General features: G+C 40.6%; 21 protein-coding genes. 18 read left to right on the top strand and 3 right to left on the bottom strand.

The window, feature by feature from the left end; all coding sequences use genetic code 11:
- Positions 1–8 precede the first annotated feature (8 nt).
- A complete protein-coding gene (locus tag ACE025_RS08245) occupies positions 9–317 on the bottom strand; it encodes a M20/M25/M40 family metallo-hydrolase (RefSeq protein WP_485939219.1) in 309 nt (102 codons plus the stop codon).
- Between the two features lie 159 nt (positions 318–476).
- Here ACE025_RS08245 and ACE025_RS08240 point away from each other — a divergent pair, with 159 nt between their 5' ends.
- From ACE025_RS08240 to ACE025_RS08175, 14 genes are all read left to right on the top strand, one after another.
- A complete protein-coding gene (locus ACE025_RS08240; RefSeq protein ID WP_485939218.1) occupies positions 477–1,592 on the top strand; it encodes a YibE/F family protein in 1,116 nt (371 codons plus the stop codon).
- Positions 1,589–2,377, top strand: coding sequence for a YibE/F family protein (locus ACE025_RS08235; RefSeq protein WP_485939217.1), 789 nt, complete (start codon positions 1,589–1,591; stop codon positions 2,375–2,377). The genes ACE025_RS08240 and ACE025_RS08235 overlap by 4 nt, the downstream gene beginning before the upstream one ends.
- Before the next feature lie 50 nt (positions 2,378–2,427).
- Complete coding sequence (locus ACE025_RS08230; protein WP_485939216.1) at positions 2,428–3,045, top strand: CadD family cadmium resistance transporter; 618 nt, start codon at positions 2,428–2,430, stop codon at positions 3,043–3,045.
- Between the two features lie 180 nt (positions 3,046–3,225).
- On the top strand, positions 3,226–3,459 hold the full coding sequence (locus tag ACE025_RS08225) for a heavy-metal-associated domain-containing protein (protein ID WP_485939215.1): 234 nt from the start codon (positions 3,226–3,228) through the stop codon (positions 3,457–3,459).
- A 30-nt stretch (positions 3,460–3,489) separates the two neighbouring features.
- Positions 3,490–3,783: an iron-sulfur cluster repair di-iron protein, ric gene (locus ACE025_RS08220; protein ID WP_485939214.1), complete on the top strand. Its 294-nt coding sequence runs from the start codon at positions 3,490–3,492 to the stop codon at positions 3,781–3,783.
- 143 nt (positions 3,784–3,926) lie between these two features.
- On the top strand, positions 3,927–5,834 hold the full coding sequence (locus ACE025_RS08215) for a heavy metal translocating P-type ATPase (RefSeq protein ID WP_485939213.1): 1,908 nt from the start codon (positions 3,927–3,929) through the stop codon (positions 5,832–5,834).
- Positions 5,835–6,284: 450 nt separating this feature from the next.
- On the top strand, positions 6,285–7,961 hold the full coding sequence (gene kdpA / locus ACE025_RS08210; RefSeq protein WP_485939212.1) for a potassium-transporting ATPase subunit KdpA: 1,677 nt from the start codon (positions 6,285–6,287) through the stop codon (positions 7,959–7,961).
- Positions 7,962–7,974: 13 nt separating this feature from the next.
- Positions 7,975–10,005: a potassium-transporting ATPase subunit KdpB gene (gene kdpB / locus ACE025_RS08205; RefSeq protein WP_485939211.1), complete on the top strand. Its 2,031-nt coding sequence runs from the start codon at positions 7,975–7,977 to the stop codon at positions 10,003–10,005.
- Between the two features lie 12 nt (positions 10,006–10,017).
- On the top strand, positions 10,018–10,545 hold the full coding sequence (locus ACE025_RS08200; RefSeq protein WP_485939210.1) for a potassium-transporting ATPase subunit C: 528 nt from the start codon (positions 10,018–10,020) through the stop codon (positions 10,543–10,545).
- Between the two features lie 18 nt (positions 10,546–10,563).
- Positions 10,564–13,158: a DUF4118 domain-containing protein gene (locus tag ACE025_RS08195; RefSeq protein WP_485939209.1), complete on the top strand. Its 2,595-nt coding sequence runs from the start codon at positions 10,564–10,566 to the stop codon at positions 13,156–13,158.
- 15 nt (positions 13,159–13,173) lie between these two features.
- Positions 13,174–13,866 (top strand): response regulator transcription factor, encoded by a 693-nt coding sequence (locus ACE025_RS08190; protein WP_485939208.1) that lies wholly within the window; start codon positions 13,174–13,176, stop codon positions 13,864–13,866.
- A 142-nt stretch (positions 13,867–14,008) separates the two neighbouring features.
- On the top strand, positions 14,009–15,436 hold the full coding sequence (locus ACE025_RS08185) for a 6-phospho-beta-glucosidase (protein WP_485939207.1): 1,428 nt from the start codon (positions 14,009–14,011) through the stop codon (positions 15,434–15,436).
- Positions 15,437–15,712: 276 nt separating this feature from the next.
- Complete coding sequence (locus tag ACE025_RS08180) at positions 15,713–16,270, top strand: DapH/DapD/GlmU-related protein (RefSeq protein ID WP_485939206.1); 558 nt, start codon at positions 15,713–15,715, stop codon at positions 16,268–16,270.
- Between the two features lie 65 nt (positions 16,271–16,335).
- Positions 16,336–16,986 (top strand): SDR family oxidoreductase, encoded by a 651-nt coding sequence (locus tag ACE025_RS08175; RefSeq protein ID WP_485939205.1) that lies wholly within the window; start codon positions 16,336–16,338, stop codon positions 16,984–16,986.
- 87 nt (positions 16,987–17,073) lie between these two features.
- Here the strand turns inward: ACE025_RS08175 and ACE025_RS08170 are convergent, their stop codons facing one another.
- Together ACE025_RS08170 and msrA are read right to left on the bottom strand one after the other, a co-directional pair.
- Positions 17,074–17,643, bottom strand: a complete 570-nt coding sequence (locus ACE025_RS08170; protein WP_485939204.1) for a YdeI/OmpD-associated family protein — start codon at positions 17,641–17,643, stop codon at positions 17,074–17,076.
- A gap of 27 nt (positions 17,644–17,670) precedes the next feature.
- Positions 17,671–18,498, bottom strand: a complete 828-nt coding sequence (gene msrA, locus ACE025_RS08165) for a peptide-methionine (S)-S-oxide reductase MsrA (RefSeq protein WP_485939203.1) — start codon at positions 18,496–18,498, stop codon at positions 17,671–17,673.
- Positions 18,499–18,784: 286 nt separating this feature from the next.
- Here msrA and ACE025_RS08160 point away from each other — a divergent pair, with 286 nt between their 5' ends.
- The 4 genes from ACE025_RS08160 to ACE025_RS08145 are packed head-to-tail and all read left to right on the top strand — an operon-like array spanning position 18,785 to position 22,838.
- Entirely contained in the window at positions 18,785–20,710 is a 1,926-nt protein-coding gene (locus tag ACE025_RS08160) for a BglG family transcription antiterminator (RefSeq protein WP_485939202.1), read from the top strand.
- Between the two features lie 11 nt (positions 20,711–20,721).
- On the top strand, positions 20,722–21,006 hold the full coding sequence (locus ACE025_RS08155; RefSeq protein ID WP_485939201.1) for a PTS sugar transporter subunit IIB: 285 nt from the start codon (positions 20,722–20,724) through the stop codon (positions 21,004–21,006).
- Between the two features lie 10 nt (positions 21,007–21,016).
- Positions 21,017–21,466, top strand: a complete 450-nt coding sequence (locus tag ACE025_RS08150) for a PTS sugar transporter subunit IIA (protein WP_485939200.1) — start codon at positions 21,017–21,019, stop codon at positions 21,464–21,466.
- Between the two features lie 4 nt (positions 21,467–21,470).
- A complete protein-coding gene (locus ACE025_RS08145; protein WP_485939199.1) occupies positions 21,471–22,838 on the top strand; it encodes a PTS galactitol transporter subunit IIC in 1,368 nt (455 codons plus the stop codon).
- Positions 22,839–22,913: the final 75 nt, after the last annotated feature.

Below are 22,913 nucleotides of genomic sequence, written 5' to 3'. Positions count from 1 at the left end.
ATTTAGAATTATCGGTTAAACGCTAAAATCATTTCTTTACATAAAGCAATGAATTTCAAGTAAACATCTTTGTGCACGTACTCATCGATTTTATGAGCCATTTTGGTCAAACCAGGTCCAAACATCATGAACGGGAACTCGTCTCCGTTAGAGCGCAGGAAGTTGGATCCGTCAGTTACTCCTGGGGAACCGATCGTTCCGGGTTTTTCGCTGAAATATTTCTCGCTTAAATCTTGAGCGACTTCCACCAATTCAGCTTTGTCGTCTGTGAACACACTCGGCAAAGCCATCGCGACTTCTGCATCGGTCGTTGCCATAAAGCGAACAGCTTTTTCAAGTGCTTGGCTACTTCGATCTCATTTTCATTGACACTGTTGATAGTTGCAAGATCTTCTAAAATGCTTAAAAAGGGTTGTCTCTGAATAGTGAAAAGTGATAGGCTACACTGAGGTACTTATTCAATTGGGGGTATTCTGATGGATATCAAATGGAAAAATAAAATATTTATGATATACGGATTAATTTTACTAAGCATGATATTATCGATTTTATTTGTACAGCAAAACTTTTACTTATACGACCAGCCGATAGCAGAAGTGGTAGAAACTACGGTGACGGATGAAGAAGAAACGATAGATTCATTGGGCAATACAGATCAAGTGTTTGAGCAAATGGTGACCGGAGAAATCAAAAACGGTGACCAAAAAGGACAGCGCATTGTAATGGAAAACCAATATTCCGAATCAGGCGCGGCGGATCACGAATATCAAATGGGTGATAAAATTTTCGTGAATATTCAAAACGATGAAGGGACGCATTTGACAGGAAGTATCGAAGGAGCCAAACGAGATACGTATATCGTAGTCGCTGCTTGGTTGTTTATCGTAACAGTTCTATGGGTCGGGAAAAAAAGCGGTTTGTATTCATTGATCAGTTTAGTCGTCAATGTTTTGGTATTGATGCTGGTGATGAATTACTACACTGAAGGGGAAGACGTGAATTTATTCTGGATCTGCAGCGGGCTGGTGCTTTTCTTTACGGTCTTTTCATTGCTGTTGGTGAGCGGGAACAACAAAAAAACACATGCGGCTATTTTAGCTACTTTGGCAGGAACAGTCTCATCGGTGCTGATCGCTTATACGATCATCAAATTGACAGCTGGAGCAGGGATGCGGTACGAAGAAATGGCTTTTATCACCAGGAATCCGCAATCAGTGTTTTTAGCCAGTCTTTTAGTCGGTTCTCTAGGAGCCGCAATGGACATTGCCATCACGATCACTTCCTCTCTGTATGAACTGACGGAAAAAAATCAGGCGATTGCGTTAAATGACTTAAAGATATCCGGGAGAGAAATCGGCAAAGATATTATGGGGACGATGTCCAATGTACTGTTCTTTGCCTACGTGAGCGGCAGTATTCCGATGATTTTGTTGTATTTAAAAAACGGTATGGCAGTGAATTATACATTGTCGATGAATTTATCGTTAGAGTTGACAAGGGCGTTAGTGGGGAGCATCGGAATCGTCTTAACGATTCCCATCAGCATCTATACAACGATTTACTTCATCCGTAAGGGGAGGGTAATCAAATGAATGCATTGATTTTGTTGGCACTGATTTTATTTGTCCTCATGAAAGTAATCGGCGGGGAAAAAGGGACACGCTCTTTTCTAGCTTTGTTCTTCAATTTCGGAATCATGCTGATCACTATTATCCTTATGACAGACCAAGCAATCAATCCGATTCTTTTAACGATTATTGCTTGTATATTGATTAGCTGCATTAATTTATTTTACATCAATCAATTTAATTTCAAATCTCTTACGGCCTTTGTTTCAACGATCCTTACGCTGATTTTGTTGATCTTCGCTGTGTTTTTCTTGGTAGAAAAATCTAAAGTCCAAGGCTTCGGGATAGAAGAGATCGAAGAATTGTTGTCATTTTCATTTTATGTCGGGATCGATTTCGGCGACATCATCATCTCTACGATCCTCATGGGAACGATCGGAGCAATAACCGATACAGCTATCTCGATTTCTTCTGCGATGAACGAAATCTACCTTCACAATCCGACTTTAGATCGGTACCAGTTGTTCAAATCCGGGATGACGGTTGGAAAAGACATTCTGGGGACAACTACAAACACATTGTTCTTTGCTTTCATCGGCGGATATTTGGCGCTGATCATTTGGTTTAAGGATTTAGGCTATTCTTTAGGTGAAGTTATAAATTCGAAAGTGTTCGCTTCTGAAGCCATCTCGATTTTTTACACAGGGACGGGTGCTATTTTGATCATCCCGATCACAGCGTGGCTTTCGGCGTATAGCATGATCAAATACAAAGACAAGATTCGTTCCAGTGAAGCAGATCAAGAGTAAAAGACCGAGTACTTTTGATGTATGAAAAAATTAGTCTGGAGGAAACAAACTTGTTACAAAGTATTTTTACAGCCATAGCTGTTTATGTTTCTACGAGTATTGATTACTTATTTATCTTGTTAATTATTTTTTCGCAAAGTTATACCAAAAAAGGTGTCCGTCAAATCTATTGGGGACAATATCTCGGCACAGGAATCTTGGTAGCAGTAAGTTTGTTTGCTGCATATGTACTGAATTTTATTCCTCAAGATTGGGTGATTGGGCTTCTTGGGCTGATCCCGATTTATTTAGGAATCCGAGTTGCATTAGTGGGTGAGGAGGAAGAAGAGGAAGATGAAGTAGTTGAAAAATTAGAGTCACAGGGAACAAGCCGCTTGTTCTGGACTGTTGCTTTAATAACGATTGCATCGGGTGGCGATAATCTAGGTATTTACATTCCTTACTTTACCGCTCTGTCAGCTCTAGAAATTGGAGTAGCTCTAGTTGTATTTGCTATTTCGATTGCACTTCTTTGTTATATCAGTTATCGACTGGCAAAAGTTTCTTTTGTCTCTGAAACGCTTGAGAAGTATGAGCGGATCATTGTCCCAGTTGTCTTTATCGGATTGGGACTATATATTATGGTAGAGAGCGGAACTTTCCAAGCACTGCTCAACTTGTTTGCCTGATTCAAAAAATGTGAAACGGCCTCACCAGCAGATCTGGGAGGTCGTTTCTTTATTTTAGGAAAAATATCAAAACTTGATAAGGATCAATTTTTGATTCAAATAAATTGGCTATACTGCAGATGTAAGGAAGAGAAAGTAAGAACCTCTTCTGCAAATAAAACGATAAAGGAGAAATGCATCATGACAAAAGTTGTTTTAACTTTAGAAACGTTGTCTTGTCCAAGCTGCCTGCAAAAAATCGAGAGTGCTGTAAAAGGATTGAAGGGAATCGATAAAGAAAGTGTCAAAGTATTGTTCAATTCCAGTAAAGTGAAAACGGAATTTGACGAACAGATCCTTTCTATCAAAGAAATCGAAAAAGCGATCGCAGACTTGGGTTATCCAGTCCTTAAAACAACCGTTAAATCTGCTTAAACACCTATTTGAGAAAGAGGGAATTCAAGTATGACAGCATTTAAAGAAGCCGTAAACAACCATTATAAACAATTAGACTTGTTCACGTCAGCAATCATTCATGCACATGGAAAGAACCATCCTGAAGCATTTGAAGTGCGTGAATTGTTCACCAAGATAAAAGAAAAAGCACAAGCAGCAGGGATTGCGAGTCCCGATTTGGATACAGAATTTGCAAAATTACGCGAGGTCACAAACCAGTACGCTGTTCCTGACGATGTGTGCGAAACGTATGCAGCAGTGTACAACATGCTTTCAGAGATAGATCGAGCTTATCAGGTGTGACCCATCCTGTGGATTCCAGAAAGTTTTCTGGAATCTTTTTTACGCCAAAAGGCAATAAGCTTCTTAAACTTGATGGCAGTCAATTTTTAAGTTGAAGAAGTCTTTTATACTAGGTTTAACCATAAAAACAGGAGGGAAAAATCATGCAACAGTATGTATTCAGTAAGAAAAGTAAGATTACTTGGATCAGTGGAATGTTGATCATCATTGGATTGTTCAGCCACTTTGTGTTAAAAAATGTAGGAGTTTCTGAGGGAGCATTGATCATGGCGTCTATTCTAGGAGTTGCACCGATTGCTATTCAAGCCGTTCAAGCGTTGAAAGCGAAAGTCGTCAGCATCGATGTTTTGGTCACTATTGCGGTCGTTGGTGCTTTCTTGATCCAAAACTATGAAGAATCAGCTATCGTGACCTTTTTATTTTTGTTCGGGCATTTTTTGGAACAGCGAACATTGAATCAGACTCGTTCGGCGATCAAAGAGCTGACGGAAATGGCACCAGAAAGTGCTTTGCGCCAAATGGAAGATGGAGCATTTGAAGAAGTAGAGGTAGAAGCCGTTGATGAAGGAGATATTCTGCTTGTCAAAACGGGGGCGAAAGTTCCAGTAGATGGCACCGTCTTGTCAGGAGAAGGGCACATCAATGAGGCTAGTATCACAGGCGAATCGGTGCCGGTGAACAAGATGGCGGATGCTGAAGTGTATGCCGGAACGATTTTAGAGAACGGCACTTTACAAATTCGCGCCGATCGAGTGGGCGAGGATACGACATTTGGGAAAATCATTGAGCTGGTGGAAGAAGCACAAGATTCTAAGTCGGAAGCGGAACGGATTATCGATCGCTTTTCCAAATACTATACGCCGGCTGTATTGGTGCTCTCCTTTGCAGTGTGGCTGTTCAGCCAAGATATCGAATTGGCGATCACGATCTTGGTACTAGGCTGTCCTGGTGCTTTAGTCATTGGGGTGCCTGTCTCTAATGTTGCTGGCATCGGAAATGGTGCGCGCAATGGAGTGCTTCTCAAAGGAAGTGAAGTCATCCATGATTTCAGCCGAGTAGATACGATTGTATTTGATAAGACGGGGACATTGACACAGGGGAACCCCGCTGTGGCAGAAATGGAATTTTACGATGGTCAGGCAGATGAAGTTCTTGGGTATTTAGCTAGTGTAGAACGGGAATCCGATCATCCGCTCGCAAAAGCCGTTCTACAAGAAATAGGAGAAACGACTTTTTCGATAGTAGAAGATACAAAAGTTGTTAAAGGCGGCGGTATCACAGCTAAAGTGAACGGTCACCGAGTAGTGGTTGGGAATGCAGCATTGATGGAACAAGAACACGTGCTGCTGAATCAAATAGCACAACCAGATATCAAGCGATTTGAACAAAACGGTAATTCGCTTGTGTTGACAGCGGTAGACGGCGAATTGAAGATTCTGATGGGGATTCGCGATCAGGTTCGCATAGGAGTCAAAAGGGATTTAGAAGAATTGAAGCAGCTAGGCGTGAAAAATCTAATCGTTCTTTCTGGAGACAACCAAGGAACGGTGGATGTAGTAGCTCGCGAGTTGGAGTTGACCGAAGCACATGGAAATATGCTTCCGGAAGATAAAGCAGCTTACATCGCGGAATTGCAGCAACAAGGGCAAATCGTCGCGTTTGTCGGTGACGGGGTCAACGATAGTCCATCTTTAGCTTTAGCCGATATTGGAATTGCGATGGGGAACGGGACAGATGTAGCGATCGAAACGTCGGATGTAGTCTTAATGAACTCTGACTTCAGCCGTTTGCCTCATGCGCTGGGTTTGACCAAAGCTACTGCTCGGAATATGAAACAAAACATCCTTATCGCAGTTGGGGTGGTCGCAGTCTTAATGACCAGCGTCTTTTTCAGCGAAGGGATGAATATGTCGATCGGAATGTTGGTGCACGAGGGCAGTATCTTAGTCGTTATCTTTAACGGCATGCGATTGCTGAGGTATCAAATTAAAAAGGACAAAGAGCGTAAAAGCACGAATGCAGCTTTAACGACAAAGGTTACTGTCTCATAAAATAACATAAATGAGGACATTGATGAATAGCAACAAAAGCACACAAAGAAGAGTAGAGAGGTTTCTCTCTACTCTTTTTTGTGTGTATTTATTTGGGTGAAGAGTTTTATTACTTAACATTTAGGACTTGTTGGAAGGTATACACCGAATTGCTTGTGAAGTTCCAACAGAATGTTGAATAGAAGCAGTCTAAACGAAACTTGCATTAATTTTTGTCAGTAATTATCCAATAGGAATGAAATGTTTTTCTTCCAATTACTGATTTTTCCTCTTTTAACCCTCGTATAAAGAAACCATAAAGAAATCCCTGAAAGATTAACACTATCTTTATAGCTTTTTATATAAGATGAAAAACGTAAAGGAGATGGAAAAAATGGAAATCTTATTAGGGATAGTAGCGACCTTATTGATGGGGTATCTTTTTTGGTTTTTATTTAAGGGGGAAGAAGTATGAGCAGCATGATGTTTCAAGGGATGTTTTTCTTCGCAGTGTTGATTGGAGTTTCCATTCCCTTGGGGTGGTACATAAAAGAAACGATGCAAGGAAAGATTCCAAAATATGTGCGATTTTTAAAGCCAATTGAAAATGGGGTGTATAGGGTTCTTGGTCCAATCAGTGAAACAAATATGGGAGCAAAGTTGTATTTGCTGTCGGTGGCTTTTCTATCGATTGCTTCTTTTGTCTTTTTAACGGCTTTATTGATGGTACAGCATTACCTTCCCGGTGGACAGAATATTGACAACATGTCTTGGGATTTGGCGATCAATACAGCAGTGAGTTTTGTGACCAATACGAATTGGCAAGCTTATTCGGGTGAAACCAGTTTGACGAATGTGTCGCAAATGTTTGGGCTGACGGTACAAAACTTTGTCTCAGCTGGTGTCGGGATAGCTGTCTTATGCGCCTTGTTCCGCGGTATCACGCAAAAGCAAGTGAAATTGCTGGGGAATTTCTGGAAAGATTTAACGAGAAGTTTAGTGTACATCTTATTCCCAATCTCGGTGATCATAGCCATCGTTTTAGTTTCACAAGGAACCGTTCAAACGTTGAGCCAAGGAATGGCGTACACAGGTTTCGAGGGGCAAGATTTATGGATGTATTTAGGACCAGTGGCCAGTCAAGTAGCGATCAAGCAGCTGGGTACAAACGGCGGAGGATTTTTTGGAACGAACTCAGCGTATCCATTTGAAAATCCGACCTTGATCTCCAACTTTGTTGAAAATATCAGTATCTTGTTGATACCGGCAGCATTGATTTTTACGTTTGGGTATTGGGTAAAAGATTGGAAACAAGGAAGAACGGTTTTGATCACGTCATTGTTTTTTGTCATATTGGCGTTTGTTGGTGTAGTCGCTAGTGAAATGCACGGACCTGTTTTTACAAATGTAATGGACTCGATGAACCTGGAAGGAAAAGAAGTTCGTTTTGGCATCGGATGGTCCAGTATGTGGGCAATCAGTACGACAGCTGCTTCCAATGGATCCGTCAATGCGATGCTGGATAGTTTCACGCCATTTGGCGGCGCTATTCCAATGTTTTTGATGCAGCTAGGGGAGATTATTTTTGGAGGAGTCGGCAGCGGGTTGTATGGAATGATCGCATTCTTATTGTTGACGGTATTTATTGCAGGGCTTTTAGTCGGAAGAACGCCTGAGTATTTGGGCAAAAAAATCGATGCTTTCGACATCAAAATGGCCAGTATCGTTGTATTGACCCCGTTGATGCTGACATTATTGGGAGCAATGGCAATCACGCTGCATCCGGAAGTCATGAGCTGGCTGACAAATTCAGGAGCACATGGATTCAGCGAAGTGCTTTACGGTGCAACTTCCCTTGCCAATAATAACGGAAGTTCATTTGGCGGATTGACATCCGACACTGTATTCGTGAATATTCTGGGCAGTATTCTGATGGGTCTGTCCAGATATCTTCCAATCATTGCTATTTTGTTTTTAGCAGAAAATATCGGCAGCAAGAAAAAATCTGCTTTGAGTGAAGGGACATTGTCAACGACCAATACGACGTTTATCACGATGTTGATCATTGTTATTGTCGTCATTGGAGCACTCAGTTTTTTACCAGCTATGGCTTTAGGTCCGATCGCAGATTTTTTCTCTATTAAATAGGAGGAAGTAAAAAATGGAAAATATGTATAAATGGGCAGCCGGAGAATCGTTTAAAAAATTAGACCCACGTGAGCAAATCAAGAATCCTGTGATGTTTGTCGTTTATGTAGGAGCGATATTAACGACTGTTTTAAGTTTTACTGACACTTCAGTTCCCATGTGGTTCAGCTTAACCATCACGGTGTTTTTATGGTTGACGCTGTTGTTCGCGAATTTTGCAGAAGCGATCGCTGAAGGGCGTGGGAAAGCTCAAGCAGACAGCTTGAAAAAAGCGAAAAAAGATGTGGTCACGAATAAAATCGATCAATTGGAAGACGTCGAAAAGGGAAATTTCATAGAAGTTTTGTCCTCTGATTTGAAAAAAGGTGACTTGGTTTATGTACGAGCCAACGAGCAAATACCAGCCGACGGAGATGTGGTTGAAGGGGCAGCGTCTGTTGATGAGAGTGCGATCACAGGCGAATCAGCGCCGGTCATCCGAGAGTCAGGCGGGGACAGAAGCGCAGTTACTGGCGGAACAACGGTCGTTTCGGATTACCTGGTCATCCGAGTCACTTCTGAAAACGGACACTCTTTCTTAGACAAAATGATTTCCATGGTTGAAGGGACCCAACGAAAGAAAACGCCTAATGAAATCGGACTGCAGATTTTCTTGATCACCTTGACGATCATCTTTTTGACGGTCTCGGTGACGTTAGTGCCGTTCACGGATTTCAGCAGCCAGCTGTCAGGAAAAGGAGAAGCTCTATCAAGTGTCATCATCATTGCATTATTGATTTGTCTAGCTCCTACCACTATCGGTGCCTTGATTTCTTCTATAGGGATTGCCGGGATGAGCCGATTGACAAAGGAAAACGTGATTGCGATGAGTGGACGCGCGATCGAAGCTGCTGGAGATGTGGACATTTTGTTATTGGATAAGACAGGAACGATCACTCTTGGAAACAGACGAGCCAGTGAATTCCTGCCTGTTGGGGAAGTGAGCGAGAAAGAATTGGCAGATGCAGCTCAATTGTCTTCCATGGCAGACGAAACGGCTGAGGGACGAAGCATCGTCATATTGGCCAAAGAAAAATTCAACATTCGAGAAAGAGAGTTTCAGCAATCTGAAGTGAAATTTATCGACTTCAGTGCAAAAACTCGGATGAGCGGAATCGATTACCGCGGTGACGAGATCCGTAAAGGGGCTGCGGACACGATAAAGAAATTCGTGGAATCAAAAGGCAAGACTTATCCAGAGGAATGCGACAAGATCGTTGAAAAAATTGCTCGTGCTGGTGGGACCCCTCTTGTTGTAGCCAAAAATGGAGTCGTGTTAGGAGTCGTGTACTTAAAAGACATTGTGAAAAATGGTGTGAAAGATCGATTTGCCGACATGCGGAAAATGGGCATCAAAACCATCATGATCACGGGAGACAATCCGTTAACAGCCGCAGCCATTGCAGCTGAAGCGGGAGTCGACGATTTCTTGGCAGAAGCGACACCAGAAAACAAAATGAATCTGATACGGGAATACCAAGAAAAAGGACACTTAGTAGCGATGACAGGAGACGGGACCAATGATGCACCAGCGTTGGCTCAAGCAGACGTAGCGATGGCGATGAACACTGGGACACAAGCTGCTAAAGAAGCGGGGAACTTGATCGACTTGGATTCGAGCCCAACTAAACTGCTTCAAGTCGTCCGCATCGGAAAACAGCTCTTGATGACTCGCGGGGCGTTGACGACATTCAGTATTGCCAACGATATCGCCAAATACTTTGCGGTCATACCTGTCTTGTTCTACAGCATCTACCCAGAATTGAATATCTTGAATGTGATGAGTCTTGCTAGTCCATTGACGGCCATTTTATCAGCTGTCATTTACAATGCCGTCATCATAATTACGTTGATTCCATTGGCATTAACTGGGGTAAGATACCAAGAAAAACCGGCCAGTCAAATATTAAGATATAACTTATTGGTTTACGGATTAGGCGGGGTCATAGCACCGTTCATCTTTATCAAGTTGATCGATATGTTATTGGCTTTGCTTATTTTATAGGAGGAAAAACAAATGAAAAAGACATTTTTTGCAAGTATCCGTTTTTTAGGCTTAAGCATCATTTTCTTTGGCGGGGTATATACGTTGCTGATTACTGGAATCGGTCAATTGTTTTTCCCCACTCAGGCAAACGGAAGTCAAATCAAGGAGAACGAACAAGTTGTGGGTTCGACATTGATCGGTCAGCAATTTGAGGAGGAAGGCTATTTTACCGGCAGAAGTCCAGACATCAGCCAGCTCTCTCCATTTGCCGAAGAACAAGCTGAATTAGTTCAAGAACGGACAGAAATGCAGCTGGCAGCTAATCCAACGGAAACGGACGTGCCGATTGATCTTGTGACAGCTTCCGCAAGCGGCGTGGATCCGCACATCAGCATTGCAGCCGCTGAATTTCAAATGGATCGTATTGCTGAAATAAGAGATATCAGTCAGGAAGCAATCAGTGATATAATAAAACAAAATAGCCAGAGCGACTTGTTCTCAAGCCGTGAGTATGTCAATATTATGCAATTGAATCAAGCTTTAGACGAACTTCAGTAGTGAGGAAGGGTCGGCACTATGGATGAAATAAATAGAAAATCCGAAGAACTATTAAGAAAGATCCAATTTGAAGAGTCGCATCGGGGCAGACTGAGAGTGTTTTTCGGTTTTGCTGCGGGTGTCGGCAAGACGTACGCGATGTTGTCAGAAGCCCATGAGTTGATGCTCATGGGTAAAAGTGTTGTTATCGGCTATGTTGAACCGCACAATCGACCGGAGACGAATCGATTAGTAGAAGGTCTGCCAAAAGTTCCTGCCAAAAAGTTTCAATACAAGCAACTGACGCTTTACGAGCCGAACATTGATCGTGTGATTGAACTGGCTCCCGATATCGTGCTGATCGATGAGCTGGCGCATTCCAATGCCGAAGGGTCGAGAAATAAAAAACGGTATCAAGACGTAGAAGAATTATTGAACGCGGGTATCAATGTTTTCACAACGATCAATGTGCAGCACGTAGAAAGCTTGAACGACATTGTGGAAGGGGTAACTGGGATCGAAGTCAAAGAAACGGTGCCGGATACCTTTTTTACGCATGCTGTTTTAAAAGTAATCGATGTGGAACCGAATGAGTTGATTGAACGATTGGAACACGGGAAAATTTATGCCAACGAAAATGCCAAGCGGGCGCTGAGAAACTTTTTCGTTCCGGAAAAACTGGATCAGTTAAGGGGATTAGCTATTCAGCGTGCTTCAGATCACATCAATCGATTCCATTCAAAAACAAACGGAATCCAAAGCAAGCTGCTGACGATTATAGAGGATACCTATCCTAAGATGGCTGAGAAATGCATCCGGTGGACTTCCAGACTAGCTCAAGGACTGGGAGCTGAATGGATCGTGATCCAAATCAGATCGTTAGAAAACACGGCTACCACGGTTCCGTTGGCTGAAAAACTAGGTGCAGAAGTGATCAGTATCGAGGCAGAAGATAGTTTTGAAACGATCGTGGAATATTCTAAAATGGTTGGTGCCACAGATATCATCATGGGGAAAAATTTGACCAAAAAATGGTACCAAAAAGTATTTAATGAATCGTTTGAAGACCGGTTGATTAAGCGGTTGAATGAAACAGAGATCCACTTGATTCCTTATAAGGAAGTGAAAAAGCGACCGAGGTTTTCTGTTCAAAAAGTGATAGAAGGTGACAGAAAAGACCTTATGATCGCACTTGGAGGGGTAGTAGGCTCAACGTTCTTGACAGGTGTTCTGCAGACGCTGCATGTAGGCAGTCAGAATCTGATGCTTGTCTATATTTTCTTTGTGCTGATGATCGCCCGGTTGACGTCCGGTTATTTTTGGAGTGCTTTATCGTCTATCTTAGGCGTGCTGGCGTTCAACTGGTTTTTTGTCGAACCATTGTATTCATTGACCGTTTACAAAGAAGGCTACCCGATCACGTTGCTGATTATGCTGATCGTATCTTTGATGATCAGTAATTTGATGGTACGTTTAAAGACACGAGCGTTGACGTCGAAAGAAAAAGAGCAGCAAATGGAAATTTTATATGAATTGAACAAACAATATATGCTGGCGGCAACTAACCAGCAGATTTTCGATATCACGACCACTTACTTATCACGCTTATTAGATCGGGACATCGTTACGTATGACCGAACGGGTGTGAAAAGAAGTTTGAGTAAAATGACATCTGAGTCTTCTTTAGATTCTACGGAGGAATCGGCAGTAGCTTTTTGGGCTGTTAAAAATCAAAAGGAAGCCGGGAACGGGACAGATACGTTGTCTGGCGCGCAAGGATTTTATTTGCCGATCGTTTTAGAGGGAAAGAGTTTAGGAGCTTTGGGGGTCGAACGGAATCCTGAACAAAAATTAGAAAACAGCCAACTGAATTATTTGAAATTGGTTATTACACAACTAGCGATCGTACTGGAACAGTCTTATTTGAAAGACGAGAAAGAACGGATCCAGATAGAAAACGAACGGGAAAGAGTGCGCAGCAACCTGCTTCGAGCGATATCTCATGATCTTAGAACACCGTTGACAGCTATTTCAGGGATCGCAGAAACGCTCAGCGACGATGAATTGGAATTGGAACAAGAAACAAAGAAAAAATTGTTGAGAGACATCCAAGAAGAATCCCAGTGGCTCATCAGGATGGTAGAAAACTTGTTGTCGATTACTCGCATCAATATCGATACGATGAAAGTGAAAAAAACTAGCGAGTCTCTAGAAGAAATCATCGCAGCTGTTTTAAGCCGATTAAAAAAAGTTTATCCCGCACAGAAAATAAGCGTTTCACTGCCTGAAGAAATGATATTTGTGGAAGTAGATCCGATTTTGATTGAGCAGGCGCTGTTCAATTTGCTCGAAAATGCTGTGAGACATGGCGATAAAGAGCAGCCAGTCACATTGAATATCAAGAAAAGCGAAGGCAAAGTCTATTTTGAAATCATCAACTACGGGGAAATACCGGTAGCACAGTTCCAAAAGCTGCAGAATAATTTAGTGATGGACGAGGAAGCGCCGGTGGATTCGAAAAACGGTCTTGGTATTGGATTAAGCATCGTCAAAACCATCATCCACGCTCATAATGGAAAAATGGAAATAGAGACGAATGAAGGCAAAACAGTTGTCAGATTTTATTTGCAATAATTGGAGGCGGCGATCATGTACAAGCAGTTATTATTAGTGGAAGACGATCCTACGATCACAGATTTTATGAAAGTCGTTTTTAGTAAAGAACACTATCAGCTGAAAGTGGCTAAGACGGGTATGGAAGCTTTGACACTGGTGCAAATGGAGACTTTTGATCTGTTGCTGTTGGACTTGGGGCTTCCTGATATTGACGGCATCGAATTGTTGAAGATTTTCAGAAAGCGAATGACGATACCCATCATCGTGGTTTCAGCCAGAACAAATGAAGTGGAGAAAGTGAAGGCATTGGATTGTGGTGCAGATGATTATGTAACAAAACCATTTGGGACAAATGAATTGCTGGCAAGGATCCGGACGTCTTTGCGGCACGCTGGCAATCAACAAGCCATCGCGTCTCCCATTATTGAAAATAAGCATTTAAAGATCGATTTGGACAAGCAGCTGTTTTACAAAAAAGGAAAAGAAGTGCATTTGACGAAAAACGAATATCGGATCTTAACAGTCTTGTTCCAACAGTTGGGGAAAGTTGTTACGTACGATACCTTGATGACCGCAGTCTGGGGACCTTACTCTGGAGATTCACAGATTTTAAGAGTCAACATGTCCAATATTCGAAAGAAAATCGAAGAAAACACACTGGAACCAGAATACCTGACCACTGAGATCGGAGTAGGGTATCGCATGAAAGATTATAGGGAAAACTAAATGGAGTGTTGTTAAGATAAATCAATTTTTCTCCAGAACATTGCAAATAAGTAAGCGTTTTACACTTAATAAGGTTATACTGATAGTAGAATAGAAAAATATTCTGAGCATCCAATCAATTAGGCTTTGAAGGAGGAGACAAATGGGATTTAGAGAAGATTTTTTATGGGGCGGAGCAACCGCTGCAAACCAAACAGAAGGCGGATACAATGAAGGTGGAAGAGGACTGGCCAATGTCGATGTCATTCCGCATGGAGAAGATCGTTTCCCTGTGATGAAAGGACATATGAAAATGTTCGATTTTGACGAGGACCATTTTTATCCAGCGAAAGAAGCTATCGACCACTACCACCGTTATGAAGAAGACATTGCCTTATTTGCGGAGATGGGATTTAAAACGTACCGCTTATCGATTGCTTGGTCGCGTATTTTTCCAAAAGGCGATGAAACTGAGCCAAATGAAGAAGGCATGAAATTCTACGAAAACATTTTTAAAGAATGTAGAAAATACGGCATCGAGCCGCTTGTGACCATTACACATTTTGATATTCCAATGCACTTAGTGAAAGAGTATGGCGGTTGGAGAAACAGAAAAATGATCGGATTTTATGAGAACTTGTGCAACGCTATTTTCCGTCGTTACAAAGGTCTGGTCAAATATTGGCTGACATTTAATGAAATCAATGTGATCATGCACTTGCCGTTTATGGGGGCTGGGCTTTATTTTGAAGAAGGCGAAAATGAAGAGCAAGTTCAATACCAAGCCATTCACCATGAATTGATAGCTAGTGCAATGGCTACGAAAATCGCGCATGAAGTGGATCCTGAAAACCAAGTCGGCTGCATGCTTGCGGCTGGAAAATTTTACCCGTATACACCCAATCCAAAAGATGTCTTGGCTGCACAACAAGCTGATCGCGAGAATTACTTTTTTATCGACGTTCAATCTCGCGGAGAATATCCAGCGTATGCGTTGAAGAAATTTGAACAAAAAGGAATCGATATTCAAATGGAAGAAGGAGACTTAGAGCTTCTTAAACAATATACAGTCGACTTTATTTCGTTTTCTTATTATTCTTCCAGAGTCGTTGCTACAGATCCGGAAGTCGATGAAGTTGGCGGAAATATTATGTCGTCCGTTAAAAATCCATATTTGGAAGCCAGTGAATGGGGCTGGCAAATTGACCCTCTAGGATTGCGGATCACCATGAACGAAATCTATGATCGCTACCAAAAACCATTGTTCATTGTAGAAAATGGATTAGGTGCCGTGGATACGCCGGATGAGAACGGATATGTAGCAGATGATTACCGCATCGATTACCTGGCACAGCACATCCAAGCGATGAAAGATGCTGTGGAGATAGACGGAATCGATCTATTAGGGTACACCACTTGGGGACCAATCGATATTGTCAGCGCGAGCACCGGAGAAATGAAAAAACGTTATGGGTTTATCTATGTAGACCGTGACAATGAAGGAAACGGAACGCTGAAACGTTCCAAGAAAAAATCGTTTGATTGGTACAAAAAAGTCATCGCTACTAATGGAGAAGACCTTTCTTACTAAGTTAGAGTTTCAGAAGTCCATTTGCGTGCCTTTAACTCAAATTTTATGATCTAAACGGAACGCAATTTGATTTTGCGTTCCGTTTTTCTTTCTATTTGATGAAATAAGTCACGCAAATAAAAGAGTCGTGGTTTAGCAAGTTTCATCTATTCAGGAGAGCGCATTTTGATATAACAAAAAAGAATAGCTGAGTATGAAATATAAGTATTAGCCGCTAAAGAAAGCACTGTGTATGATGAGGATGAAAGAAATCAGAAAAGAGGCTGGTGAGGTACTATGAAAGATTTGTTGAAACGGATCATACGTCAAGAAATCGAGAAAGGTTCTCCGCTATTCGACGAAATCCATGTTCAAAAAGCCGGAAATGAACGATTAGTGATGGAATTGAATACAGGTTACCATTCTCCAAAAGAAGTCCTCGAAGCACTTGAAGAAATCACGGGCGAACCGATTGATCCCTCAGTCACTGTTTCTCTGCCTTTTTATACGGATTTTGGCAGACATATTTCATTTGGGAAAGAGATTTTTCTCAATCAAAATGTTACTTTCGTAGACTTGGGCGGGATTTATTTGGAAAATCATGTGCTGATTGGTCCTGGAGCTCGATTACTAACGGTGAATCATTTGACAGACCCGGGAAAAAGAAGAGGGATAATGGTGGATTCGATCCATATCAAAGAAAATGCTTGGATCGGAGCAAACGTGACCGTTTTGCCTGGTGTAACAGTGGGGAAAAATGCTATCGTAGCAGCAGATTCTACAGTGACAAAAGACGTGCCGGACAATGTGATCGTTGCTGGCACACCGGCTCGAATCATTAAAGAAATCAACTAATGGAAAAATAAAAAGACACGTGCTATGCTGAACTCAGTTGATTAACTACTGAAAGGGGATTTCAAATGAAAGTATTTGTTGTAGGTGCCAATGGAAAAGTAGCTCGTCATTTTGCCGACTTTGTGAAAGAAGACGGTGCAATTGATGAAACAGCTATGATACGTAAAGCAGAACAAGCAGGTTTCTTCGAAGAAAGAGGAATAGACACAGTTCTTTTGGACTTGGTCAAAAACTCAATAGATGAATTAGCTGAAGCGATGAAAGGTTCCGATGCGGTTATTTTCAGCGCAGGGGCCGGCGGAAGCGGACTGGATAAAACGATTTTGATTGACCTAGACGGAGCTGTAAAAGCTATGACAGCTGCAGAACAAGCAGGTGTGAAACGTTTCGTTATGGTGAGTACGTTCCGTACAGGTCGCGAAGCCATGTCACAAGAACACGATCTGCAAATTTACACCATTGCAAAAAATTATGCGGATGAATGGTTGAAAAACCGTACGCAATTAGACTGGACGATCGTGCATCCAGGAATGTTAGTCGATACAGATGGTACGAGTCAAATCAAAGTAGGCATGGGGCAAGAAATCAATGAGGTTCCTCGTCAAGATGTGGCACGCACGTTGATCTCTGTACTCAAAAATGACAATACCATTCGTAAAGAATTTGAAGTTCTGGCTGGAGACAAGACGGTTGAAGAAGCTGTCAGAGAATTGTAATCCGAAGTGAATGTTTCATAAATCAAGGAACTCCTCCAAAAGATCAATTGATCTTTTGGAGGAGTTTTATGCGTTAAAAGCTGGCAGTCAATCCTCAAGTAAACGACCGTTGTCATTCCACTGACCATACTGTTTGTTGTTTCTTGTATTCTCAATGAATTTATCTAACCGTTTGTTGAAAAGCTGCGGATCGTGTTTATAACTTTGGATGGTGTCGATTCGGATCGTTCTATACAATTCTGGAAAATCCAAAAAGTTCTGGTATACATGTTCGTCTTCTTTCAAACGTGTTTCGATCTCTTTATCAATGACGAATGATTCAGGACGCATATCAGGCAAGATTTTTAAGCCCTCTTCCGTCATCAAATCCAAACGGATCAGCCTTCTGACTCTTTCTTTATTCAATTCTGTCCAATGGCTTTTTTTCGTTCTGGGAGATAGTCTCTGTGCTAACTCAGTATCTGATAGTTTTTTCTTTGTACCATCGATCCAGCCAAAACACAAGGCTTCTTCCACAATATCAAGGTAAGGAACAGAGTGAGTTCCTTTTGTTGAATTGGTGATGACCCAGCAACAGCTCTCTGAGGTAGAATACGTTCCAAGCCATGTTCTCAGCTCTTGTCGTGTTTGTATTTTCAGCACATTTTCCATGTCCATTTCTGAGCAGCTCCTTTCTAATCACCTTTAGATTTTTTTAAATGGAGCTCTAAGTTTCCTTTGCAGAGCTTGATATGCCTTGAGTTGGCGGCGAGATCGTTCGATTCTTTTATATCGTTCAGGATTTTTTTGATAAAACTGCTGATGGTAGTTTTCTGCCGGCCAAAATGCAGTTGCAGGTTCAATAGAGGTAACGATCGGTTTCGTGTACTTGCCTGAATCAGCTAATCGTTGTTTGGAAGTCTCAGCGATACGACGCTGCTGCTCGTCTTTTACAAAAATGATGGGACGATACTGATTGCCTCGATCTTGAAATTGGCCAGATGCATCAGTCGGATCGGTCAATTGCCAGTACAGTTCCACTAAATCAGCGTATTGAATGATCCGTGTATCAAATATGATTTCGACTGCTTCTACGTGCCCTGTATATTGACCTCTAACTTGGTCATAAGTCGGATGGTCTACCTTTCCGCCAGTGTAGCCGGATAGAACTGAAAGGATTCCGTTACGGTTTTCAAATGGTTCCACCATACACCAGAAACAACCGCCCGCAAATATCGCGGAATCTTGATGAATGGAACCGTCAATAGAGTGTTTGTTGAAATCAAATGGAGTATCAGAAGTAGGGTGATCCGTAATTTTATGATAAAAATCGGTCACGTCAGGCGTTAAATTATTTCTGAGAGCCAACGGACGCAAGTCAGCTTCCAGCTGCGAAAGTTGAGTATCGAGATTCGCACCGTTCTCTAAGGCATTTTTGGCCATCAAGAGTAAAGACCGCTCCCAGTCTCGAGTTCCTGGATTGAGGATTAGGTTATAAAGAGTGGCAAGCGTTTTGTCAGAGTTTATTTTCATTTTACAGCCCTCCTGTACCTCAGATTTATAAAGATAAATGATTCAAAGTCATACTGCTTCATTCTTATTATACAACACTATACCTGAATAGTTAGCGTTGAGTTTTTAAAAGAGCAGATGTTAAAAGCATAGAACTACAGCAAAATTGCTAGTTGAGAAGTCAGGAAGGCGAGCTGTATACTAGATGGAAAAGTCGTGAGACGAGAATGTCCTTTGGCAAGAGACATTATAAGTCTATGACAACCAAAGTAAAACGATTAAAGTGTAGTTATGAGGAGCGAAACCCATGGTGAATTTTTCGGACCGACAAAAAAAAGTATTATCTTTATTATTAAAAAGTGATGATTATATTAAAAGCGATTACATTTCTGGGGAGTTGAATATTTCCACTAAAACGGTACAGCGTGAAATTAAGAGTATCAATACATTATTGTCAGAACTTAGAGCAGATAGTATAAAGTCTTTCAGAGGCAAAGGATACGTCATACTTCTAGAATCAAAAAAGTCTATCCAAATGATTTTTAAGGACTACGAGGACAAGGATGCGCTAATTCCAAATATGCAACAAACCCGTATTGAATGGATCATCAGAAAACTGGCTGTGTTAAGTATGGAAGAAAAAGAATATACCTTAGAAAGATTCGCAGATGAATTATTTGTCAGTTTGACCACTCTTAAAAAAGACATGAACAGTGTCAAAGAAATTTTACAATCGTACACTATTCACTTAGAGAAAGTTTCCAATAAAGGTGTTCGATTACAAGGAGAAGAAAGAAATATCCGTCAGCTGATTGTAGATTATTTGGTTCTTGGGGAAAGTGAATTGCATTTAGAAAAAATATTCAGCATGTCTTATACAGACAAAGCTTTTGTTGAAGAAATTGTGATACGCAATATTCGAAAGTACCACATTCCAATAACAGATATAGGATTTAGAAATCTGATTATACATGTAGAGATTGCAATCGCGAGACTTCGCTTGACGAATACCAGTATACAGCCAAAAACAATAGATATTGAAGTAAACTCGATTGAATATGAGTGTGCCAAATCTATTGCAGAAGAAATAGAAAGCAACATTCATTTGTCCATCCCAGAAAATGAAGTAGTCAATGTTTATTTGCATCTTTTAGGTCAAAAAAAGATGCTGATACAAGAAAAACCTTCAGGCATTGGAATAATAAGTCCAGAAATTCAGTTGATAGAAAGGGTACTAGTTGAGATCAACGAAATGTATCGATTGGATTTTAGAGAAGATGCAATATTAAAAAATGGATTGCTCTTGCATCTGGAAAGTGCTCTTCATAGAATTCGGTTAAATATGCCCATTAATAATGAACTTATCGAAGAGATTAAAATGAATTATCCTTTTCCAATGCAGTTGGCAAAATTGTTGGCGGGTTCTCTAGAAAAAGCTTTTAAACTCAAAATTGATCTGAATGAAATTGGTTTCTTGACACTGCACTTTTGTGGAGCTCTCGAAAGAGCAAACTCTGTTGAGTCTAGTAAAGAAATCCATGCGGTAGTGGTGTGTACGACTGGTTTGGGAACATCGGTCTTGTTGAAAGCCAAGCTTCAATCAAAACTTCAATCTAAAATAAAAGTAATGGGTGTCTATGCACTTTATCAACTGGAAGATATAGATTTTACAAATATCGACATCATTATAACGACCGTACCATTGTCAAAAAAATATTCTATTCCTGATGTCGTCATCACACCTATTGTCAGTGATAAAGATATCAAAAAAATTCAGGACCTAATCACATATGGTGCAGATGAGTTCTCTATTACAGATTTATTCTATGAAGATCTTTTCTTTGAAGAGCTGGATTGTACAACAAAAAAAGAGTGTCTGTCCGTTATGACAGAAAAACTTCTCCAATTAGGTTTTATAGACAAAAAATGTCAAGAATCTATTTTTGCTCGAGAAGAAATGGCAACTACCGAAATTGGTAATGGTGTATGTGTACCGCATAACATGGAAGGAAATGTTTTCCGTTCTTCTATCAGTGTTGGAATCGTAAAAGATCCTATTTTGTGGGAAGTTGGAAAAGTCCAACTAATCATGATGGTGATTGTCGATAAACATACTATTAAAGAATATAATGACTTATTTTTAACTATTTACGAAAAAATCGATTTTCAATATAAAGTAGACGAATTTATTAAACAAAAAAATTTTCATTACTTAAAAAAATTATTTTATTAGGAGGAAAAGAAATGAAAAAAATAATCGTAGCGTGTGGAGCAGGTATCGCAACTAGTACGGTAGCTTTAAGAAAACTACAAGATGGATTGGAAGCAAGAGGTAAGGCGAATGAAGTAAAATTTACGCAAACGTCGTTGGCAGAATTGCCGGCAACAACAAATGGGCATGATTTAATCGTGACCACTGCACAAGGTGGAAGCGGCTATGGGATACCCGTCATTTCTGGATTAGGCTTGATTACTGGAATAGGCGTAGATAAAGTAATCGATGATGTAATCAAGGCTTTAGAGTTGTAGGAGGAATGAGATGTTTTCAGAAGAATTAGTTTATATAAACGAAAGCTATCTTTCTCAAGAGGATCTTTTTGATCGTATTTCAAAAGACCTTTTGGAAAAAGGCTATGTTCATGATACTTATCAAGAAGCACTGAAACAACGAGAAATAAGTTATCCCACAGCGTTGCAAACAGAAGTGTGTGGTATTGCTATCCCGCATACAGAGGCAAATCACATTAAGAAGCAAGCCATTGCGGTAGTTAAATTAGAGGATCCTATTTTGTTTAAAGAAATGGTTGGAGATGCTAATGTACCGGTGAAGTTACTTTTCTTCTTATTAGTTAAAGAAAAACACAGTCAAGTTCAAGTGTTGAGTAATTTAATGAGTTTATTTTCCAATAATCACTTTGTGAATTCATTATTGGAATCTAAAAGTAAATCACAGTTGATAGAAAATGTCAGTAATGAAGTAAAGGAGTAAGATGATGGAGATATTAAATTATTTAGTTAATCTAGGGGCAGCGGTAATGATGCCGATCATTTTTACAATTTTTGCCTTAGTCTTAGGAGTTAAATTTGGGAAAGCCTTAAAGTCAGGTTTGATGGTTGGGATAGGATTTACGGGACTGAATGTCATCATTTCTTTGTTGACAGATAACTTGGGACCAGCAGCTGAACAAATGGTCGAAAACTTCGGGCTGAACTTACGTGTGCTTGATGTTGGCTGGCCTGCAGCGAGTGCAATTGCATTTGGATCAGCAATCGGTGTATTGATTATTCCTGTTTGTATTATTGTAAATCTAATGATGCTTTTTACGAAAACAACAAAAACTATAAATGTGGATATATGGAATTATTGGCATTTTGCTTTTACCGGTTCAATGGTTTACCTTATTACAAATGAAATTGTTGTCAGTTTAATAATGGCTGCCATCAATATGATCGTAATTATGGTTATAGCCGACCGGACAGCTCCAATGGTCGAAAGAGAATTAGGATTGCCAGGAGTATCTATTCCTCATGCTTTTACTGGTTCATTTGCTCCAATCGCATATATATTGAATGCAATCATGGATAAGATTCCTGGAATAAACAAAATCAAGTTGGATGAAAAAGAATTCCAGAAAAAGTTTGGTATATTTGGAGACCCAGCTATTCTAGGAACATTAGTCGGTATCTTATTAGGAGTAGTTGCTGGATACGATATCAAAGGCTCATTGAATCTTGCAATCGTTATGGCTGCTGTGTTGGTGTTGACCCCTAAAATGGCTGCTGTTTTGATGGAAGGATTGATGCCAATCAGTGAAACAGTACAAGAAAAAATCCAAGACAAGTTCAAAGGAAACAGCAAACTATATATTGGTCTTGATTCAGCCGTTGGGGTAGGAAATCCTGTTACTTTAACAATCTCGCTTGTTATGGTTCCTTTAACAATCTTATTGGCTTTCATTATTCCTGGAAATGAGTTTCTTCCGTTTGCCAGCTTAGCAGGACTACCATTTATGTTTGTTTTAATTGCTCCTTTATGTAGAGGAGATTTCTTCAGAACACTAGTGGTTGGTGTAATTATCGTATCTGGCGGTTTATTGATTGGAACAAGCATAGCACCTATCTTTACACAAGCCGCTTCAGCAGCAAACTTTTCTGTGCCTGAAGGATCTAGTTTGATCTCAAGTATTGACTACGGTAGTTCATGGTTGCCATTTGTTATTGTGAAGGTAGCTGAGTATAAGTGGATTGGCGTAGCTGTATCTGCTGTGATTGCCGCAGTATTGATGGTTTGGAATAGAGGATTGATCATAAAAGAAGACAAAGGTGACACCAATTTAGATCTTAAAACCAATGAAATTTAAAAAAACTACCCTTCCCTACGAACGAATCGTTCAGTAGTGGAAGGGTAGTTTTTTTATTTCCAGTATTTTCTCTAT

This window comes from Desemzia sp. AGC72 (genome assembly GCF_057334175.1).
This window is presented reverse-complemented; position numbering and strand designations above follow the sequence as displayed.

Coding starts and splice junctions, on each gene's coding strand:
- ACE025_RS08240 (WP_485939218.1), top strand. CDS start 477: ATGGATATCAAATGGAAAAATAAAATATTTATGATATACGGATTAATT.
- ACE025_RS08160 (WP_485939202.1), top strand. CDS start 18,785: ATGGTGAATTTTTCGGACCGACAAAAAAAAGTATTATCTTTATTATTA.
- ACE025_RS08180 (WP_485939206.1), top strand. CDS start 15,713: ATGAAAGATTTGTTGAAACGGATCATACGTCAAGAAATCGAGAAAGGT.
- ACE025_RS08150 (WP_485939200.1), top strand. CDS start 21,017: ATGTTTTCAGAAGAATTAGTTTATATAAACGAAAGCTATCTTTCTCAA.
- kdpB (WP_485939211.1), top strand. CDS start 7,975: ATGGAAAATATGTATAAATGGGCAGCCGGAGAATCGTTTAAAAAATTA.
- ACE025_RS08200 (WP_485939210.1), top strand. CDS start 10,018: ATGAAAAAGACATTTTTTGCAAGTATCCGTTTTTTAGGCTTAAGCATC.
- ACE025_RS08190 (WP_485939208.1), top strand. CDS start 13,174: ATGTACAAGCAGTTATTATTAGTGGAAGACGATCCTACGATCACAGAT.
- ACE025_RS08170 (WP_485939204.1), bottom strand. CDS start 17,643: ATGGACATGGAAAATGTGCTGAAAATACAAACACGACAAGAGCTGAGA.
- ACE025_RS08220 (WP_485939214.1), top strand. CDS start 3,490: ATGACAGCATTTAAAGAAGCCGTAAACAACCATTATAAACAATTAGAC.
- ACE025_RS08235 (WP_485939217.1), top strand. CDS start 1,589: ATGAATGCATTGATTTTGTTGGCACTGATTTTATTTGTCCTCATGAAA.
- ACE025_RS08195 (WP_485939209.1), top strand. CDS start 10,564: ATGGATGAAATAAATAGAAAATCCGAAGAACTATTAAGAAAGATCCAA.
- ACE025_RS08215 (WP_485939213.1), top strand. CDS start 3,927: ATGCAACAGTATGTATTCAGTAAGAAAAGTAAGATTACTTGGATCAGT.
- kdpA (WP_485939212.1), top strand. CDS start 6,285: ATGAGCAGCATGATGTTTCAAGGGATGTTTTTCTTCGCAGTGTTGATT.
- msrA (WP_485939203.1), bottom strand. CDS start 18,498: ATGAAAATAAACTCTGACAAAACGCTTGCCACTCTTTATAACCTAATC.
- ACE025_RS08145 (WP_485939199.1), top strand. CDS start 21,471: ATGGAGATATTAAATTATTTAGTTAATCTAGGGGCAGCGGTAATGATG.
- ACE025_RS08155 (WP_485939201.1), top strand. CDS start 20,722: ATGAAAAAAATAATCGTAGCGTGTGGAGCAGGTATCGCAACTAGTACG.
- ACE025_RS08245 (WP_485939219.1), bottom strand. CDS start 317: ATGGCAACGACCGATGCAGAAGTCGCGATGGCTTTGCCGAGTGTGTTC.
- ACE025_RS08175 (WP_485939205.1), top strand. CDS start 16,336: ATGAAAGTATTTGTTGTAGGTGCCAATGGAAAAGTAGCTCGTCATTTT.
- ACE025_RS08225 (WP_485939215.1), top strand. CDS start 3,226: ATGACAAAAGTTGTTTTAACTTTAGAAACGTTGTCTTGTCCAAGCTGC.
- ACE025_RS08185 (WP_485939207.1), top strand. CDS start 14,009: ATGGGATTTAGAGAAGATTTTTTATGGGGCGGAGCAACCGCTGCAAAC.